This window comes from Streptomyces sp. NPDC045022, from assembly GCF_056432605.1.
Genome location: NZ_JBWKIR010000002.1, coordinates 628,474 through 645,788, shown reverse-complemented (window position 1 = coordinate 645,788; position 17,315 = coordinate 628,474). Strand labels below are relative to the sequence as shown.

The window sequence follows — 17,315 nt, the reverse complement described above, 5'->3', positions numbered from 1 at the left end:
ATGTCGACGGCACGGCACTGATCGGTCACGAAAGCCGCAGGTGGACGCCGGTTGTCGGCAGAGTCGGCGAGACTTGGCCCGTGGCACCCACTGACGAGGACACCCAGCCGCCCACCCGGCACGCAGCACCGACCGATACAACGCCGCCCGACCGGCCCCCCGCCCCCGCCCCCGGCACCGTGGCTTCGGGGGCCCGCATGCCCCGCTGGCTGCCGCGCGCCATGGTGCTCGCGCTCGCGTTGATCGCCGCGTTCCAGCTGGGCAGCTGGGCCTTTCACCAGCTGACCAACCTGTTGATCAACATGTTGATCGCCTTCTTCCTGGCGCTCGCGATAGAGCCCGCGGTGAGCCGGATGGCCGCCCGCGGCATGCGCAGGGGGCTCGCCACCTTCCTGGTGTTCCTCGGCTTGACGATCATCACCGCCGGGTTCGTCACCTTGCTCGGCTCCATGCTCGCCGGCCAGATCATCAAGATGATCGAGGGTTTCCCGGACTACCTCGACTCACTGATCAACTGGATCAATGCGACCTTCCACACCGAGCTGAGACGGGTGGACGTCCAGGAGGGCCTGCTCCACTCCGACTGGCTGCGCAAGTACGCGCAGAACAGCGCGGCCGGTGTCCTCGACGTCTCCGCGCAGGTGCTCGGCGGGCTCTTCCAGCTGCTGACGGTCGGGCTGTTCTCGTTCTACTTCGCCGCCGACGGCCCCCGGCTGCGCCGTGCCCTGTGCTCCGTCCTGCCGCCCGCACGCCAGGCCGAGGTACTGCGGGCCTGGGAGATCGCCGTCGACAAGACGGGCGGCTATCTCTACTCGCGCGGCCTCATGGCGCTGATCTCCGGAGTCGCGCACTACATCCTGCTGCAGGCCCTCGGTGTGCCGTACGCGCCCGTGCTCGGTGTCTGGGTGGGCCTGGTCTCGCAGTTCATCCCCACCATCGGCACGTACCTCGCGGGTGCGCTGCCGATGTTGATCGCGTTCACCGTGGAGCCCTGGTACGCGGTGTGGGTGCTGGCCTTCGTCGTGGTCTACCAGCAGTGCGAGAACTACGTGCTCCAGCCCAAGCTGACCGCCAAGACGGTCGACATCCACCCGGCGGTCGCCTTCGGCTCGGTCATCGCGGGCACCGCGCTGCTGGGCGCCGTCGGCGCGCTGATCGCCATCCCCGCGGTGGCGACTCTGCAGGCCTTCCTGGGGGCATACGTGAAGCGGTACGCCGTCACGGACGACCCCCGGGTGCAGGGGCACCCCGCCAGGGAGCCGGGCGGCCCCGGCCTGTTCGCCCGCATGCGACGGGTGTGGTCCGGGCCGCCTGATCCGGAGGAGTCGCCGTAGTGGCGGCGCATCGTCCCGGCGCGGCGCGCGCGTCGCCTGAGCGCGGGACGCAGGGGTCACAGCGTGGGGCGCATGCGTCAATACGTCAGCATCAACGTCGATACGTCAGCGGCGACGTCAATACGTCAACGCCGCCCATATGCCGGCTGCCACGACGGCCGCTCCGTAGCAGCCGGCGGCCGTGGCCACGATCCGCCGGCGCACCCGGGCGCTCCAGGGCGTGCGGGACAGCAGCCAGGCCAGCAGGGGCAGGACGAGGACGGCGTGCAGGCTCACGCCGTGCAGCGGCTTGAGTGGGGCCGTCGAGTGATAGGCGGCCGCCTGATGGCCGGTCCGCGTCAGCACGACCCCGCGCGCGATCATGCCCGCCCCGGCGGCCAGTGCCACCAGCAGAAGCGCGAACCCGGAGCGCACCGCGAGCGACATGCCGGCGGGGCCCGTCGGCCGGTGCCGGAAGGACGCGACCGCGAAGAGCGTGAGCAGCACGACCAGAACACCGCCGCCCACCCCGAGCGTCATGGACACCGCCGTGTCGAAAGGTGTCTCCATGTTGAGGTGCGAAGGCACCCGGCGCCATGCCTGGAGTGTGCTGCCGCCGACCTCCACCACGCAGTCGGCGGCGAAGACGAGCAGCAGGGCCGAGCGCAGCCGCGCGTCGACCCGCAGGTACGACGTGACCCAGGTGACCGCGATCAGGGTCACTCCGAAGGACAGCCCGAACGTGACGGGCTTGCGCCAGGAGACGGGACCGTCCCAGGGGCCGCCGTCGACGGCGAACACCACGAGGTGAGCGAGGCCGGACAGGGCGAGGAGCAGCCCCGTCGCGTGGCAGAGGCGATCGACGGCACGCGGAGTCTTCATGGGGCCAAGGCTCCGGGAGCGGCCCGTGAGGGTCGTCGTCCGGCCGAAGGCACCCGCGGTACGACACTGGGAGTAGCGGCTGGTTCCCCCTGCTCCGGACATCGTGTGGTGCGCTTGACACGAAAATCGAACATCTATTCTTATGGGGGCTCAGGCGAAGCTCTCGGTAGGGGATTTCTGACCGGTTTGCCGGGAAAAGTCCCTTGGTTATCCACAGGCTGGGCCTGCGTCGGGGCGCATTGTCAGTGGCAGGCGTTAGCGTCTTTGACGTGAAGCGATCGACTCAAGCAAACCGGGTGGAACCCATGGCAGGAACCGACCGCGAGAAGGCGCTCGACGCCGCGCTCGCACAGATTGAACGGCAATTCGGCAAGGGCGCGGTGATGCGCCTGGGCGAGCGGCCGAACGAGCCCATCGAGGTCATCCCCACCGGGTCGACCGCACTCGACGTCGCCCTCGGCGTCGGCGGCCTGCCGCGCGGCCGTGTGGTGGAGGTGTACGGCCCGGAGTCCTCCGGTAAGACGACCCTGACCCTGCACGCGGTGGCCAACGCGCAGAAGGCCGGCGGCCAGGTCGCCTTCGTCGACGCGGAGCACGCCCTCGACCCCGAGTACGCGAAGAAGCTCGGCGTCGACATCGACAACCTGATCCTCTCCCAGCCGGACAACGGCGAGCAGGCGCTGGAGATCGTGGACATGCTGGTCCGCTCCGGCGCCCTCGACCTGATCGTCATCGACTCCGTCGCCGCGCTCGTCCCGCGCGCGGAGATCGAGGGCGAGATGGGCGACAGCCACGTCGGCCTGCAGGCCCGTCTGATGAGCCAGGCCCTGCGGAAGATCACCAGCGCCCTCAACCAGTCCAAGACGACCGCGATCTTCATCAACCAGCTCCGCGAGAAGATCGGCGTGATGTTCGGCTCCCCGGAGACCACGACCGGTGGCCGGGCGCTGAAGTTCTACGCCTCCGTGCGACTCGACATCCGTCGCATCGAGACCCTGAAGGACGGCACGGACGCGGTCGGCAACCGCACCCGCGTCAAGGTCGTCAAGAACAAGGTCGCGCCGCCCTTCAAGCAGGCCGAGTTCGACATCCTCTACGGGCAGGGCATCAGCCGCGAGGGCGGTCTGATCGACATGGGTGTGGAGAACGGCTTCGTCCGCAAGGCCGGCGCCTGGTACACGTACGAGGGCGACCAGCTCGGCCAGGGCAAGGAGAACGCGCGCAACTTCCTCAAGGACAACCCCGACCTGGCCAACGAGATCGAGAAGAAGATCAAGGAGAAGCTGGGTGTGGGCGTCCGGCCGGAGGAGCCCGCCACCGAGGCCGGCGCTGACGCGGCGGTGACCACCGCGGCCGCGGACGACGCCAAGGCGGCGCCCGCTCCGGCTGCCAAGGCCACCAAGCCCAAGGCCGCCGCTGCCAAGAGCTGACCCGTGACACGACGAACCGACTGGGCCGAGTACGAGTACGCCACCCCCGGTGCCCCCCGGGGGAGCGGCAGCAAGGGCTACCCGGACTCCGTCCCGGCCGGGGACGGCCGGCACCGGGACGACGGGTACCGCGGGTACGGGAGTGACGGCGGCGCGCACCACGATGGCGCGGGCGACGAACCGTACGGGGGCGGCTCGCCCGGCCGTGGCTCCGAAGGCACCGCCGGACCGCGGGGCGGCCGGGGACACGGCCGGCGGCGGCGCGGCTTCGGCGACGTGCCCGGTGGGGACGAAGGCGCCCCTTCCTCGTCGAGGGCCGAGCGGGGGGAGTCTTCAGGGGACCCGGCTGAGCGGGCACGGGCGATCTGCCTGCGCCTGCTCACCGGGACCCCGCGCACCCGCAAGCAGCTCGCGGATGCCCTGCGCAAGCGGGAGATTCCCGAGGAGGTGGCCGAGGAGGTGCTGTCGCGGTTCGAGGAGGTCGGGCTGATCGACGACGGTGCGTTCGCGGACGCCTGGGTGGAGTCCCGGCACCATGGCCGCGGACTGGCCCGGCGCGCACTGGCCCGGGAGCTGCGGACCAAGGGCGTCGACTCCGCGCTGATCGACGAGGCCGTCGGCCAGCTCGACTCCGACCAGGAGGAGGCGACCGCCCGCGAACTGGTGGCCCGCAAACTGCGCGCCACCCGCGGCCTCGACCGGGACAAGCGGCTCCGCCGCCTCGCCGGCATGCTCGCCCGCAAGGGCTACCCCGAGGGCATGGCCCTCCGCGTCGTCCGCCAGGCCCTGGAGGAAGAGGGCGAGGACACGGAGCTCCTCGGGGACGGGGACTTCTGACGGCGCCGCGCGTTGGACGGAGCGCGCCGAGCCGCCGCCCCTTGCCCCGATTCCGGACGCCCCATCTTGCGCCGATCTCGGAGGTGGCCGGCCCGGCGCGGAGTGGTTGCCCGGCGGAATGACCGGCACGCGCACCGCACCGCTCAGGAGGTCGCCGGCTCCACCGGCAGCCCTGCCGCCCGCCACGCCTGGAAGCCGCCCACCAGATCCGTCGCCCGGTGCAGCCCCAGCTGGTGGAGGGAGGCCGCGGCGAGGCTGGAGGCGTACCCCTCGTTGCAGATCACCACGGCACGCAGGTCATGACTCGTGGCCTGGGGTGCACGGTGGCTGCCCCGCGGGTCGAGGCGCCACTCCAGTTCGTTGCGCTCGACGACGAGGGCGCCGGGAATCAGCCCGTCCCGCTCGCGCAGGGCCGCGTACCGGATGTCGACCAGCAGCGCGTCACCGGCTTGCTCCTCCTGATGCGCCTGCCGTGCCTCGATGCGCCGGTAGCCCGCGCGCACCCGCTCCAGCAAATCGTCGATGCCGACAGGCCGCTCACTGGTCGCACTCACTCCCGGTCCCTCGTGTGTCGCGCTCACCGTTGACTCCTCGCTGTCCGTCAGTGCGCTGCCCATCCTGCCGCTCACTGCCAGTCCTCCGGGCGTTCGACCTGTTCCAGGCGCAGTACGTGCCCCGTGCGGCTGTAGCGGCGGATCCGCGGGAGCGGCGGATAGTAGGCGTGGACGGAGATCGCGTGCTGGTCGGGGGACTCGTTGAGCACCTCGTGCACATGGTGGCGCCCGAAGGCGCGGCCCTTCCCGGCGGGCAGCCGGCGCTCGCGGTCGACGTCCTCGGTGAGTTCCAGGGTCTTCCAGCCGTCGGTGGGCAGCCGGACTGCGAGGGAGTACTCCTTGAGTTCGCCCGAGGCGGTGAGGAAGGCGCCGACCGAGTCGGCGTGGTCGTGCCAGCCGGTGCCGGTGCCGGGCGGCCAGCCGATCAGCCAGGCCTCGCTGCCGCCGGGTCCCTCCAGCCGCACCCAGGTGCGGCCTTCCGGGTCGAGCGGGAGGGAGGCGATCAGCTCGGCGTCGGCCGCCGTACGCCGTACGAAGTCGAGGAGGTCCGCCTGGGTGGGCGCCGAGCCGACGGCAGGGGACACAGAGGGGGAGGAGACAGACACGTACACCGTCCTGAGGAAGGTTCGCGGAACGGGCGCACGACGGCGCCCGGAAAACGAGGGATGCGAATTCAGCAGGACGGGCGACACACACAGCCCGCATAGCGGACGAGGTCCATATGGACCCTCCGCCACAGGCGTACACAGGTGTCGGTCACGATCCGGAGTACAGCATGGTGCCGCACTCGGGTCAATTCACCGTCACCATGTGGACAGAGCGTGACGGGGTTCGGGTCAGCGCGCGCCGGAGCCGGCCTGCGCCTCCTCCTTCACCGCGCCGCCCACCGCGGCCTCGGCCGCCCCGTACAGGTCCGCGGGGCGGACTCCGCTCAACGCTGTGACGAGGTGGCCGTCGGGGCGTACGAGCAGCACGCTGTGCGCCGGCGCACCCGGATAGCTCTCGGCGACCAGCAGCTCGGCGGGATGGGGCAGCGCGGTCACGGCGGCCGCGAGCCGGGGCATCACCCCGGCGGAGACCCAGTGCTTGCGGTCCCATACGCCCGTGCCGGGTGCGATCAGCACGACGAGCAGCGCGCCCCGGCCGAGCCGCTCGCGCAACTGGACGAAGGAACCGTCCTCGGCCGTGACCCGTACGTCCGTGACCGGTGCGCCGGGCGAGGTGTCGACCGGGATCTCCCCGTCCAGGGTCCGGGGTGCGAGCGGCGAGTCGGCGTACGCCCCCGGCGCGCCGAGCGGCCCGCGCCCCAGATGACCGTCCCCGAACAACTCGTCATGGCCCCGGGCCGCGCCCGGCACGATGTTGCGCAACCCGCCTCCGCCGCGCAGCACCGGCAGTGCCTGGTCGGCGGCGCGCAGCCGGGCGGCGACCACCGCACGCCGCTCGGCCTGGTAGCTGTCCAGCAGCACCTCGTGCGGGCCGCGGTGCCAGGCGACGGCCAGCTTCCACGCGAGGTTGTCGGTGTCCCGCAGGCCCTCGTCGAGCCCCTGGGTGCCGAATGCGCCGAGCAGGTGGGCCGCGTCCCCGGCGAGGAAGACCCGGCCGACGCGCCACCGGCGGGCCAGCCGGTGGTGCACGGTGTGGACACCGGTGTCGAGCAGGTCGTACGCCGGCGTGGAGCCGCCGGTCCAGCCCGCGAGGGTCTCGCGGATCCGGGCCACCAGGATCTCGGGCGTGACCAGGTCCTTGCCCGGCGGCAGCAGCCAGTCCAGGCGCCACACGCCGTCCGGGAGGGGGCGCGCGGTCACCTCCCCGGCCGGGGGCCCGGACTGCCGCCACGGCGGCGTCCGATGGAGCAACGCCTGACCCTCCCACGGAAGTTCCGCCCGCAGCGCGGCGACCGCGTGCCGTTCCACCGCCGTACGGCCCGGGAAGCGGATGTCCTGGAGTTTGCGCACCGTCGAGCGGGTTCCGTCGCAACCGACCAGGTAGCTGCCGCGCCACCAGGTGCCCTGGGGACCGCGGGTGTGCGCGGTGACGCCGGAACGGTCCTGCTCGATCGAATCGAGGCGGCTGTCCACCACCGTCCTCACCAATGGCTCGTCGGCGGCGGCAGTGCGCAGGGCGTGCGTGAGGACGTGCTGGGCGATGTGCAGGGGGGCGGTGGGGCCGGCCTCGTCGAAAGCGACCTCGCTCATCACCTGTTTGCGACGCAGGGACCGCCATCCGGCCCAGCGCACACCGTGCTCACCGAGCACGACTCCGGTCAGCCGCTCCAGCAGGGCGGCCGTGTCCTCGCGCAGCACGACCGTGCGCGCCGGGCGGGCTTCGTCCTTGCCGGGGCCCTCGTCCAGGACGACGGTCGGCACCTCCTGCCGGGCCAGGGCCAGGGCGAGCGTGAGCCCGACGGGCCCCGCTCCGACAATGATCACCGGGTCCATGACGCGGCGCCCCCTGCCCGTGACGATGCCCTGACGGAGACAAGTGAACAGGAAGGTGGAACGGGGTGCACGATCACAGAACGTATGCAACCCATTGGCAGAGTTTGCGTCAAGCGACCGGAGGCAGTGGCGATCATGCCACTGCCTCCGGCCGATTCATACGAGGTGAGTGAGCGTCACTTGCTGACGCCGCCGAAGTCACCTACGCCGGCCGCGTTGCCCGCCGGGTCGGCGCCGGCTGCCGCCGTACCCGCGATGTCCGCCACGTCCTGGGCGCCGAGCACCGCGCCGGTCGACTTCTTGCGCCGCCGCAGCCGGCCCTCCAGCCAGCTCGCGAACGAGGTCAGGGAGAAGTTGATGACCACGAAGATCACGGCCACGACGGTCAGGGAGGCGATGATGTTGCCGTAGTAGCCGGCCATCGTGTTGGCGGAGGCCAGCAGTTCGGGGAAGGTGAGCACCGCACCGCCGAGAGCGGTGTCCTTCACGACGACCACCAGCTGGCTGACGATCGCCGGGAGCATCGTGGTGACCGCCTGCGGCAGCAGGACGAGCCGCATCACCTGACCCTTGCGCAGGCCGATCGCCATGGCCGCTTCGGACTGCCCCTTCGGCAGGGCGAGAATGCCCGCGCGGACGATCTCCGCGAGCACCGACGCGTTGTACAGCACCAGGCCGGTCACGACCGCGTAGAACGGACGGTCGTCCGAACTGACGGCGAGGTACTGGGAAAAGAGTGCGTTCCCGAAGATCATCAAGACCAGCACCGGGATCGCGCGGAAGAACTCGACGACGACCGCGGCCGGGACGCGCACCCACACATGGTCCGAGAGCCGGGCTATGCCGAGGACGGCACCCAGCGGCAGGGCGATGACCATCGCCAGCGCCGCTGCCTTCAGGGTGTTGCGAAGACCGGGCCAGATGTACGTCGAGTACGCCTCGGCGCCGCTGAAGAACGGCTTCCACAGCGCCCAGGCCAGCTGGCCCTTGTCGTCGAGGGCCTTGTACACCCACCACACGACGGCTGCGAGAGCCACCAGGAAGAGCGCCGTGTAGAGGATGTTGCGCCGCTTGGCGCGGGGCCCCTGGGCGTCGTACAGGACCGAAGTCATCGCTTCACCGCCACCTTCTTGCCCACCCAGCCGAGGATCAGCCCGGTCGGCAGGGTCAGACACACGAACCCGAAGGCGATGACCGCCGAGATCACCAGCAACTGCGCCTCGTTCTCGATCATCTCCTTCATCAGGAACGCCGCCTCCGCCACGCCGATCGCGGCGGCCACCGTCGTGTTCTTCGTCAACGCGATCAGCACGTTGGTCAGCGGACCGATGGCCGCGCGGAACGCCTGCGGCAGCACGATCAGCCTCAGCACCTGCGTGAAGCTGAGGCCGATGGCCCGCGCGGCCTCCGCCTGGCCGACCGGGACCGTGTTGATGCCGGAGCGGATCGCCTCACAGACGAAGGCCGAGGTGTAGAGGATCAGGCCGAGCACGGCCAGCCGGAAGCCCCGGGCACCGAAATCGGCCGTACCGAGCGTGACACCGAGCGTCTGGCTGAGACCGAGCGAGGAGAAGAGGATGATCACCGTCAGCGGGATGTTCCGCACGATGTTCACGTAGGCGGTGCCGAAACCGCGCATCAGCGGTACCGGGCCCACCCTCATGCCGGCCAGCAGGGTGCCCCAGACCAGGGAGCCGACGGCCGACAGCAGCGTGAGCTGCACGGTCGTCCAGAAGGCGCCCAGTACGTCATAACGTCCAAGAAAGTCGAACACGATCTCCCGCGCTTCCGCGTGTAGGGATGCCCCGGTGCGCCGCCACCGTCAGGGGCGGCGCACCGGCCGGGCATTGCCTCAGCTCTTGACGTCGCCGATCTTCGGGGCGGGCTCGTTCTTGTAGTCGGCCGGGCCGAAGTTCTTCTTCACGGCCGTCTCCCAGGAGCCGTCGGAGACCATGTCCTCGAGCGCCTTGTTGATCTTGGCCTTGAGGTCGCTGCCCTTCTTGACGCCGATGCCGTAGTTCTCGTTGGTCATCTTGAAGCCGCCCAGCTTGAACTTGCCCTTGAACTGGGCCTGCGCGGCGTAACCGGCGAGGATCGAGTCGTCCGTGGTGAGGGCGTCGATGGCGCCGCTCTGCAGGCCGGACAGGCACGCCGAGTAGGTCGGGTACGTCTGCAGGTTCGCCTTCGGGGCCAGCGTCTTCTTGACGTTCTGCGCCGAGGTCGAGCCGGCCACGGAACACAGGTTCTTGTTGTTGAGGTCCGCCGGCGACTTGATCTTCTTCTCGTCCGCACGCAGCAGCACGTCCTGGTGGGCCAGCAGGTACGGGCCCGCGAAGTCGACCTTCTGCTGGCGCTCCGGGGTGATCGAGTAGGAGGCGGCGATGAACTGGACGTCACCACGCTGCAGCATGGTCTCGCGGTCGGCGCTCTTCGACTCCTTCCACTCGATCTGGTCGGCGCCGTAACCGAGCTTCTTGGCGACATAGGTGGCCACGTCGACGTCGAAGCCGGCGTAGCCCTGCGGCGTCTTCTGGCCGATGCCCGGCTGGTCGAACTTGATGCCGATGGCGATCTTCTTGCCGCCACCGGAGGAGCCGTTGTCGTCCTTCTTGTCGTCGCCGCCGCACGCGGTGGCGGCCACGGAGAGGGAGAGGAGGACGGCCGCGGCGGCGGAGACCTTGCGGAGCTTCATGGTGAACATCCTTTGAGCTTCGAGTGGTGAGGAACGAGGGTCCGTCTGAGGGGGGCGACCCGGATGGCGCGGGGCCGGGGCCCGCACCGTCAGTGGTGCAGGATCTTGGACAGGAAGTCCTTGGCCCGGTCGCTGCGCGGGTTGCTGAAGAACTGGTCGGGCGCGGCCTCTTCGACGATCCGGCCGTCCGCCATGAAGACCACGCGGTTCGCAGCCGAACGTGCGAAGCCCATCTCGTGGGTGACGACGATCATCGTCATGCCCTCACGGGCGAGCTGCTGCATGACCTCGAGGACCTCGTTGATCATCTCGGGGTCGAGGGCGGAGGTCGGCTCGTCGAAGAGCATGACCTTCGGGCCCATCGCCAGCGCCCGGGCGATGGCGACACGCTGCTGCTGGCCGCCGGACAGCTGGGCGGGGTACTTGTCGGCCTGGGAGCCCACACCGACCCGGTCGAGCAGGGCCCGCGCCTTCTCCTGGGCCTGCTTCCTGTCCGCCTTGCGGACCTTGAGCTGACCCAGCATCACGTTCTCGAGCACGGTCTTGTGCGCGAAGAGGTTGAAGGACTGGAAGACCATCCCGACGTCCGCCCGCAGCCGGGCCAGTTCCCGGCCCTCGTGCGGCAGGGGCTTGCCGTCGATCGTGATGGTGCCCGAATCGATCGTCTCCAGGCGGTTGATGGTGCGGCACAGCGTCGACTTTCCGGACCCGGAGGGCCCGATGACCACGACGACCTCGCCGCGGGCGATCGTCAGGTCGATGTCCTGGAGCACGTGCAACGCGCCGAAGTGCTTGTTGACGCTCTTCAGGACGACCAGTTCGTCTGACGTGGCCACGTCTTCCTTGGCCACCGATACATTGGTCATCGCTCTCGGGCTCCGTCCTCCTAGGTTTCCGAGGACAGTAGTGAGCGGCTGTGACCTGCGTCATCACATCTGAGGGAGATCTGAGCATCACGATCCGATAGCAATCGGACACATGTCGTAGCACTTGTCGCCCGCGCGCATATCGGCCGGGTAACGGAAGCGCCGGGCAACCGGAAGTCCCTTGACGCCGTCCTTGTCCATCAGCGTCACTGCCATGGTGCACACGCGCGTGCACACGATCACAAGACCCACGTGAACCGAGACCGTACGACCGCTGAACCGGAGGGGGCCGGGATGAGACTGCTCCTCGTCGAGGACGACAACCACGTCGCCGCGGCCCTGTCCGCCGTCCTCGCGCGGCACGGCTTCCACGTCACCCACGCGCGCAGCGGCGAGGAGGCCCTCCAGGCCCTCGTCCCCGAGGGGGCCGGATTCGGGGTGGTCCTGCTCGATCTGGGCCTGCCCGACCAGGACGGCTACGAGGTCTGCGGGAAGATACGCAAGCGCACCAGCATCCCGGTGATCATGGTCACCGCGCGTTCCGACGTCCGCTCCCGCATCCACGGCCTCAACCTGGGCGCCGACGACTATGTGGTGAAACCGTACGACACGGGCGAACTGCTCGCCCGAATTCACGCCGTCAGCCGGCGCACCGTCCACGAGGACCCGGCAGGCGGCGGCGAGAACGCCCTGCACCTCGGATCCGTGCGCATCGAACTGCCCACCCGCCAGGTCAGCGTGGACGGTTCGGTGATCCAACTGACCCGCAAGGAGTTCGACCTGCTCGCGCTGCTCGCCCAGCGCCCGGGCGTGGTCTTCCGGCGCGAACAGATCATCAGCGAGGTCTGGCGCACCAGCTGGGAGGGCACCGGCCGCACCCTGGAGGTGCACGTCGCCTCGCTGCGGGCCAAACTGCGCATGCCCGCGCTGATCGAGACCGTACGCGGCGTCGGCTACCGGCTCGTCGCCCCGGCCGCCTAGCGGGGACGGGTGCGCACACGGCTCCTCCCGCTGCTGATCGTCCTGTTGGCGGCCGTCCTGCTCGCGCTCGGTGTCCCGCTCGCCGTCAGCGTGGCCGCCGCCCAGCAGCAGCGGGTCGTCGTCGACCGGATCGACGACACGGCACGCTTCGCGGCGCTCGCCCAGTTCGTCACCGACAGCCCCAGCGGCTCCCGCCGCACCACCAGGGACGAGCGCGGGGAGACCCTGCGCAGCGAACTGGAGAACTACTACGGCGTCTACGGCATCCGCGCGGGCGTCTTCTACCGCAACGGCACCGCGATGGCCAACGCACCCGGCGACTGGTTCGTACCGCGCGCGGGGGAGATGCGGGGGGCGTTCGACGAGGCGCTGCTCAGCCGGCGCAGCCACGACCCGCAGCAGGTGTGGCCCTGGCAGCGCAGCCGGCTGATCGTCGCCTCGCCGGTGATCCGGGACGGGGACGTGGTGGCGGTCGTGGTCACCGACTCGCCCACCGGGCAGATGAGGTCGCGGATCCTGCGCGGCTGGCTGCTGATCGGAGCCGGCGAGATCGCGGCGATGCTGCTCGCCGTCGGCGCGGCACTGCGCCTCACCGGCTGGGTGCTCAAACCGGTACGGGTCCTGGACGCCACCACCCACGACATCGCCACCGGACGCCTCAAGTCCCGGGTGGCGGCCGCCGGCGGCCCACCGGAACTCAGACGGCTGGCCCGCTCGTTCAACGAGATGGCGGACAACGTCGAGGCCGTGCTGGAGCAGCAGCGCGCCTTCGTCGCCGACGCCTCGCACCAGCTGCGCAACCCGCTCTCGGCGCTGCTGCTGCGCATCGAACTGCTCGCCCTCGAACTCCCCGAGGGCAACGAGGAGATCGCCTCGGTCCGCACCGAGGGCAAGCGCCTCGCGCAGGTCCTCGACGACCTGCTCGACCTGGCGCTGGCCGAGCACGCCGATGCCGACCTCCGGCTGACCGACATCGGTGCCCTGGCCGAGGAACGGGTGGCCGCCTGGTCACCGACCGCCGACGCCCAGGGCGTCCGGCTGACCGGTGACTGCCCGCCCACCACCGCCTGGACCGACCCGATCGCCCTGTCCAGCGCGCTGGACGCGGTGATCGACAACGCCGTGAAGTTCTCTCCCGAGGGCGGCACCGTCGAGGTCACCGTCTCCGCCGACGGCGGCACCTCCGCGGTCGTCGTCACCGACACCGGCCCCGGCCTCACCGACGAGGAACTCGCGCGCGTGGGCGACCGTTTCTGGCGCAGCGGCCGCCACCAGAACGTCAAGGGCTCGGGCCTGGGCCTGTCCATCAGCCGCGCCCTGCTCGCGGCCGGCGGCGGCTCGATCGACTACGCCCACCACGAGCCGAGGGGGCTGCGGGTGACGGTGTCGGTGCCGCGGTACGCGGAGAGCCGCCGGGGGGCCTGAGGCCGTCCTCCGGAAGGGACTGGGCCCCCCTTTCGACGGCGGAACGGCTAAGGCTTCACCGACCGGTAGTAGCGCCGGGCGCCCTCCTGCAGGGGCAGCGGATCGGTGTAGATGGCGGTGCGCAGATCGACCAGTTGCGCGGAGTGGACGTGGGCGCCGATGCCGTCCCGGCTCTTGATCACCGTACGCGTCACCCACTCGGTCAGCCGCGGGTCCATGTCCGTGCGGGTCATCAGCAGGTTGGACACGGCGATCGTCGGCACCTGCGCGCCCTGCTGCGCGGCCGGGTAGGCGGACTCGGGGATGTTGGCGGCCCGGTAGTAGCGCGCTCCCTGCCCTTCGCTGTGCAGCTTGGTGACGAGATCACCGCCGATCGGCACGAACGTGAAAGCGGACTTCTCCGCGAGCGTGACCAGCCCCTTCGTGGGCAGCCCGCCCGACCAGAAGAAGGCGTCGATCTTCCCCTGCTGCAGCCGGCCGGGCCCGGTGTCGATACCGTCCGCGACCGGGGTGATGTCCTTGTGCGGATCGATGCCGGCCGCCCTCAGCACCCGGTTGGCGATCAGCCGTACACCGGAATCGGGCAGCCCGGTCGCCACCCGCTTGTGCCGCAGATCCCCGACGCTCTTGATGTCCGAGCCACGTCGCACGACGAGGTGCACATAGTCGTCGTAGAGCCGGGCAACACCGCGCAGCCGCCCCGCCCCACTGCCGTGCCGCAGCTCGTACGTCTCCACCGCGTCGGCCGCCGCGATGGTGAAGTCGGCCTGGCCGGTCGCCACCCGCTGGACGTTCTCCTGCGAACCGGCGCTGTTGAGCAGCTTCACCTCCAGGCCGGGCATGTCCTTGGCCAGCTCGGTGCGCAGCCGCTCGCCGTACTCCTGGTAGACGCCCCGTGGCGTACCCGTACTGAAGACGATCGTCCCGCTCGGCGGCGTCTCGCCCAGGGGCAGCAGCCACCACAGCAGCAGCCCGAGGGCCACGACACCGGCGGCCGCACTCTGCAGCGCCCGGCGCCTGCTGATTCGGGGGAACACCTTGGACATGCGGCGATCCTGCCAGGCCGCGCACGCCACTGACCAGGGCCGAGGTCACTCCGGGGACGGGGGAGTGTCGCGCCGGGCGCGGGCGAGCGCCGCTCCGGGTCCGGGAAATCGCCGTTCCGGAGCCGTTCCGGAGCCGTTCCGGGACCAGGCCGGGGGCGGTCCAGGGGCCGGTGGGAAGGGCGGAGGGCTGTGTCAGTGGTGGCCGTTACAGTCGCCGTATGAGCACTTCGCCCGCCGACCTCGTCCGTGAGTTCCACCTCGCCTTCGGCCTCGACGCCCGCAGCGCGCCGAGGGAGGTGTCCCCCGCACTCGCCGCCCACCGCGGGGAACTGCTCGCCGAGGAGGCCGCGGAGGTCGCCGAGGTCGCGGTCGAGGGCCCGCTGGACCGGCTGGCGCACGAGCTGGCGGACGTGGTCTACGTGGCGTACGGCACCGCTCTGGTCCACGGCATCGACCTCGACGAGGTGATCGCCGAGATCCACCGCGCCAACATGAGCAAGCTCGGCCCGGACGGGCAGGTCGCCCGCCGGGCCGACGGCAAGGTCCTCAAGGGAGAGCACTACCGGGCGCCGGACGTGTCGGCCGTGCTGCGCCGCCAGGGATGGATACCGGGCGGCGCGGCCTGACCCTGCGCCGGCGCCTGTCACGGTGGCGGGATCCGACGTCTGTCGCGGTGGCGAAGTCCGACGCCTGCGCCTGGCACCGTGGCGAGACCCGATTTCTGGCACCGTGGCGAGACCCCGACGTCTGTCACCGTGGCGAAGTCCGGCGTGTGAGCCTCTCACCGTGGCGAAGTCCGGCCACTACGCGGGCGCGTCCGTCGTGGCGGTGGGACCACGTCCGGCGTCTACGACGGCAGGGAACCGCCCGCCAGCTTCCACTCGCGGTGCAGGGCACCCAGCGGGACGCTCCGCTGGAAGACCGGCGTACCGAAGATGGACAGCTGGAGCCGCAGGGTCCCGGACAGGTCGACCCCGCCGTACACGCCCCAGGCGCCTTCCGCCTTCGGCTTGCTTCCGTCGGTGGATGCGGTCACCGTCCCGGAGGCCTCACCGCGCAGGTACGGGGCCAGGTCGGCACTGACGCCGACGGTGCCGTAGAGGCCGACCGTGGCCTCGGCGCCGAGTGCCGTCTTCAGGCTCCCCGCGGTGGTGACGGAGGCGCGTACCGGGGTGCTCGTCATGTTCGAGGAGCTGACCGGCGTCCATCCCTCGGCCGGGCCGAAGGTGCCGCCGGCCGTGAAGTCGCCCTTGAGGCTCTGCTCGACGTCGACGGTGACGTGCCCGTCGCCGCTGATCTGCACGTAGCAGGTCAGGTCCAGGTTGACGACGACGGGGACGGGGCCGACCTGCAGCACGGGGTCGGCGTGCAGCTTGGCGAAGGGGATGCGCAGCGGGGTGCCGGTGGCCGCGGCGGCGCGTCCCCTGACCGCCCACCCGGAGGTCCAGTCACCGGACACGCCGAGGTACGCCGAGCCGGGCGCCGCGTCGGTCCCGGTGCCGCCGTAGGCGAAGTCGACCTGCGGGGCGACCTGGACGAAGCCGTTCACGGAGGCGGTGGCGGAGGCCGGGGCGTCCTGGGCTGTCGGCACCGCGGCGCTCACGTCGAGCCGGAGGCTGCCGAGCGGCACCGTCGCGCCCTTGGGGCCGACGTGCCCGTCACCGGCCTTCGACCAGGACACCTTCACATCGGGCAGCAGCTTGTCGACGGTGAACGACGACGGGTCGACGGGCACGTCACCCTTCGCCGTGTCGTCGCCCAGTACCGCGTTGAGCGTGGCCGGTTCGGTCCGCACCTCGGTACCGCGCTCCGTCTCGCCGATCACCTTGGTGACCTTGGCGAGCAGCCCGTGCGGCGCCCCCGGCGCGGGCGCACTGGCGATCACGTCGCCCACGGCGGCTTTGGGCGGTGCGGCGGAGGCGCTGGCGGAGGGAGTGGGCGCGGCCGGTGAACTTCCGCTCCGCTTCGGCCCCTTGGAGATCACGGCCTGCCGCGTGCGGCTGTCGTACGAGCTGACGGTGAGCGTGGTCTTGTGCGCTCGCCTCGCGCCACCCGGGCTCGCCGTCGCGGTCGCGGTGGCGGCCGGAGCGGCGGTGACGGTGAGCGAGTGGTCCGTACCGTCGGCGGGACGGACGTCGGCCTTGATCTGCTGTCCGTGTCCGCGGGCCGTCGGCTGCTCGGGGTGCGGCGGCACCGAGGAGCAGGCAGCGGCGAGGAAGAGAGTGGTCACGGCGAGGGCGGGCAGCAGGGCACGCCTGTGCCTCATGCGTCTGCGCAAGGTCGGTCCTGAGTGAGGTGGGGGGTGGCAGGGAGGTACCGACGAGCGGATCTACTTACGGGTAGAACCGGCCGGTAACTCGGTAACGGGCCATGAGCATGCCATGGCCGCACTCACCGGCCCCTCACAAACCGGCCACAGCCCAGCGTGACCTGCGACACGGCGAGTTCGCGTCAGGGGCGGCCCAAATTCAGTGTCCACAGGGGAAGTTGAGACGCGGGCCGCCGTTACTGAGGAGCCGGCGACCCGCACGTGGCCGGCATCTCCCGCAACCGCTGCCGGCCCGTCCCGGTCAGCGAGGCGTACGCCACGCGCGCGTCCCGGGCGTCCGGCTCGCGGGTCACCAGCCCGATCCGCTCCAGCGGAGCCAGTCCCCGCGTGACCCCGGAGGCCGTCAGGCCCAGGGCTTCGGCGCGCTCCGGCATGCGACGCATGGCGCAGCGCATCGCGAGGGCCCAACCGGCGTGCACATGACGCGACTTGTAGGCATCCAAAATGTGCAAGGGTCGACGGAGAGTCTGTGCCGGGGCAAGGCCGCATCGGCAGAATGGGGGCAGGGCAGGGGTGAAG

19 protein-coding genes are annotated in these 17,315 nt (G+C 70.8%); 6 read left to right on the top strand and 13 right to left on the bottom strand.

Going from position 1 to position 17,315, the window contains the following annotated elements:
- Positions 1-80 precede the first annotated feature (80 nt).
- A complete protein-coding gene (locus tag AC07C1_RS06060) occupies positions 81-1,334 on the top strand; it encodes an AI-2E family transporter (RefSeq protein ID WP_478937195.1) in 1,254 nt (417 codons plus the stop codon).
- A gap of 117 nt (positions 1,335-1,451) precedes the next feature.
- On the opposite strand, the gene AC07C1_RS06055 is transcribed toward AC07C1_RS06060, so the two are convergent.
- A complete protein-coding gene (locus AC07C1_RS06055) occupies positions 1,452-2,195 on the bottom strand; it encodes a hypothetical protein (protein ID WP_478937194.1) in 744 nt (247 codons plus the stop codon).
- A 305-nt stretch (positions 2,196-2,500) separates the two neighbouring features.
- Between AC07C1_RS06055 and recA the strand changes: the two genes are divergently transcribed.
- Positions 2,501-3,625, top strand: a complete 1,125-nt coding sequence (recA, locus tag AC07C1_RS06050) for a recombinase RecA (protein ID WP_478937193.1) — start codon at positions 2,501-2,503, stop codon at positions 3,623-3,625.
- 3 nt (positions 3,626-3,628) lie between these two features.
- Positions 3,629-4,462, top strand: coding sequence for a recombination regulator RecX (gene recX / locus AC07C1_RS06045; RefSeq protein WP_478937192.1), 834 nt, complete (start codon positions 3,629-3,631; stop codon positions 4,460-4,462).
- Between the two features lie 143 nt (positions 4,463-4,605).
- Here the strand turns inward: recX and AC07C1_RS06040 are convergent, their stop codons facing one another.
- The 9 genes from AC07C1_RS06040 to AC07C1_RS06000 all read right to left on the bottom strand — a co-directional run bounded on the left by AC07C1_RS06040 (position 4,606) and on the right by AC07C1_RS06000 (position 11,267).
- The gene (locus tag AC07C1_RS06040) at positions 4,606-5,043 is read right to left on the bottom strand and encodes a rhodanese-like domain-containing protein (RefSeq protein WP_478937191.1); all 438 of its coding nucleotides are present in this window, start codon (positions 5,041-5,043) and stop codon (positions 4,606-4,608) included.
- 44 nt (positions 5,044-5,087) lie between these two features.
- Positions 5,088-5,621 (bottom strand): cupin domain-containing protein, encoded by a 534-nt coding sequence (locus AC07C1_RS06035; RefSeq protein WP_478937189.1) that lies wholly within the window; start codon positions 5,619-5,621, stop codon positions 5,088-5,090.
- A gap of 68 nt (positions 5,622-5,689) precedes the next feature.
- A complete protein-coding gene (locus AC07C1_RS06030; RefSeq protein WP_309506048.1) occupies positions 5,690-5,737 on the bottom strand; it encodes a hypothetical protein in 48 nt (15 codons plus the stop codon).
- Positions 5,738-5,852: 115 nt separating this feature from the next.
- Positions 5,853-7,457: an FAD-dependent monooxygenase gene (locus AC07C1_RS06025; protein ID WP_478937187.1), complete on the bottom strand. Its 1,605-nt coding sequence runs from the start codon at positions 7,455-7,457 to the stop codon at positions 5,853-5,855.
- A gap of 176 nt (positions 7,458-7,633) precedes the next feature.
- A complete protein-coding gene (locus tag AC07C1_RS06020; protein ID WP_478937186.1) occupies positions 7,634-8,569 on the bottom strand; it encodes an amino acid ABC transporter permease in 936 nt (311 codons plus the stop codon).
- A complete protein-coding gene (locus tag AC07C1_RS06015) occupies positions 8,566-9,231 on the bottom strand; it encodes an amino acid ABC transporter permease (RefSeq protein WP_478937185.1) in 666 nt (221 codons plus the stop codon). The genes AC07C1_RS06020 and AC07C1_RS06015 overlap by 4 nt, the downstream gene beginning before the upstream one ends.
- A 78-nt stretch (positions 9,232-9,309) precedes the next feature.
- Positions 9,310-10,149 (bottom strand): glutamate ABC transporter substrate-binding protein, encoded by an 840-nt coding sequence (locus tag AC07C1_RS06010; protein WP_478937184.1) that lies wholly within the window; start codon positions 10,147-10,149, stop codon positions 9,310-9,312.
- A gap of 89 nt (positions 10,150-10,238) precedes the next feature.
- Positions 10,239-11,015, bottom strand: a complete 777-nt coding sequence (locus AC07C1_RS06005; protein WP_478937182.1) for an amino acid ABC transporter ATP-binding protein — start codon at positions 11,013-11,015, stop codon at positions 10,239-10,241.
- A gap of 87 nt (positions 11,016-11,102) precedes the next feature.
- On the bottom strand, positions 11,103-11,267 hold the full coding sequence (locus tag AC07C1_RS06000; protein WP_478937180.1) for a hypothetical protein: 165 nt from the start codon (positions 11,265-11,267) through the stop codon (positions 11,103-11,105).
- A gap of 42 nt (positions 11,268-11,309) precedes the next feature.
- Between AC07C1_RS06000 and AC07C1_RS05995 the strand changes: the two genes are divergently transcribed.
- Both AC07C1_RS05995 and AC07C1_RS05990 read left to right on the top strand, forming a co-directional pair.
- Positions 11,310-11,996: a response regulator transcription factor gene (locus AC07C1_RS05995; RefSeq protein WP_478937179.1), complete on the top strand. Its 687-nt coding sequence runs from the start codon at positions 11,310-11,312 to the stop codon at positions 11,994-11,996.
- Between the two features lie 9 nt (positions 11,997-12,005).
- Positions 12,006-13,421: a sensor histidine kinase gene (locus AC07C1_RS05990; RefSeq protein WP_478937178.1), complete on the top strand. Its 1,416-nt coding sequence runs from the start codon at positions 12,006-12,008 to the stop codon at positions 13,419-13,421.
- A 47-nt stretch (positions 13,422-13,468) separates the two neighbouring features.
- Here the strand turns inward: AC07C1_RS05990 and AC07C1_RS05985 are convergent, their stop codons facing one another.
- Positions 13,469-14,467 (bottom strand): TAXI family TRAP transporter solute-binding subunit, encoded by a 999-nt coding sequence (locus tag AC07C1_RS05985; RefSeq protein WP_478937177.1) that lies wholly within the window; start codon positions 14,465-14,467, stop codon positions 13,469-13,471.
- 218 nt (positions 14,468-14,685) lie between these two features.
- Here AC07C1_RS05985 and AC07C1_RS05980 point away from each other — a divergent pair, with 218 nt between their 5' ends.
- Positions 14,686-15,093, top strand: a complete 408-nt coding sequence (locus AC07C1_RS05980) for a pyrophosphohydrolase domain-containing protein (protein ID WP_478937176.1) — start codon at positions 14,686-14,688, stop codon at positions 15,091-15,093.
- Positions 15,094-15,314: 221 nt separating this feature from the next.
- Here AC07C1_RS05980 and AC07C1_RS05975 read toward each other — a convergent pair whose 3' ends face one another.
- Together AC07C1_RS05975 and AC07C1_RS05970 are read right to left on the bottom strand one after the other, a co-directional pair.
- The gene (locus AC07C1_RS05975) at positions 15,315-16,733 is read right to left on the bottom strand and encodes a hypothetical protein (RefSeq protein WP_478937175.1); all 1,419 of its coding nucleotides are present in this window, start codon (positions 16,731-16,733) and stop codon (positions 15,315-15,317) included.
- Between the two features lie 239 nt (positions 16,734-16,972).
- Positions 16,973-17,170, bottom strand: a complete 198-nt coding sequence (locus AC07C1_RS05970; protein ID WP_478937174.1) for a MarR family winged helix-turn-helix transcriptional regulator — start codon at positions 17,168-17,170, stop codon at positions 16,973-16,975.
- Between the last annotated feature and the right edge of the window lie 145 nt (positions 17,171-17,315).

Excerpts from the sequence above, each read along its gene's own strand:
- AC07C1_RS06020 (WP_478937186.1), bottom strand. The coding sequence starts at position 8,569 with ATGACTTCGGTCCTGTACGACGCCCAGGGGCCCCGCGCCAAGCGGCGC.
- AC07C1_RS05985 (WP_478937177.1), bottom strand. The coding sequence starts at position 14,467 with ATGTCCAAGGTGTTCCCCCGAATCAGCAGGCGCCGGGCGCTGCAGAGT.
- AC07C1_RS05980 (WP_478937176.1), top strand. The coding sequence starts at position 14,686 with ATGAGCACTTCGCCCGCCGACCTCGTCCGTGAGTTCCACCTCGCCTTC.
- AC07C1_RS06005 (WP_478937182.1), bottom strand. The coding sequence starts at position 11,015 with ATGACCAATGTATCGGTGGCCAAGGAAGACGTGGCCACGTCAGACGAA.
- AC07C1_RS05975 (WP_478937175.1), bottom strand. The coding sequence starts at position 16,733 with ATGAGGCACAGGCGTGCCCTGCTGCCCGCCCTCGCCGTGACCACTCTC.
- recA (WP_478937193.1), top strand. The coding sequence starts at position 2,501 with ATGGCAGGAACCGACCGCGAGAAGGCGCTCGACGCCGCGCTCGCACAG.
- AC07C1_RS06055 (WP_478937194.1), bottom strand. The coding sequence starts at position 2,195 with ATGAAGACTCCGCGTGCCGTCGATCGCCTCTGCCACGCGACGGGGCTG.
- AC07C1_RS06010 (WP_478937184.1), bottom strand. The coding sequence starts at position 10,149 with ATGAAGCTCCGCAAGGTCTCCGCCGCCGCGGCCGTCCTCCTCTCCCTC.
- AC07C1_RS05970 (WP_478937174.1), bottom strand. The coding sequence starts at position 17,170 with ATGCCGGAGCGCGCCGAAGCCCTGGGCCTGACGGCCTCCGGGGTCACG.
- AC07C1_RS05995 (WP_478937179.1), top strand. The coding sequence starts at position 11,310 with ATGAGACTGCTCCTCGTCGAGGACGACAACCACGTCGCCGCGGCCCTG.
- AC07C1_RS06025 (WP_478937187.1), bottom strand. The coding sequence starts at position 7,457 with ATGGACCCGGTGATCATTGTCGGAGCGGGGCCCGTCGGGCTCACGCTC.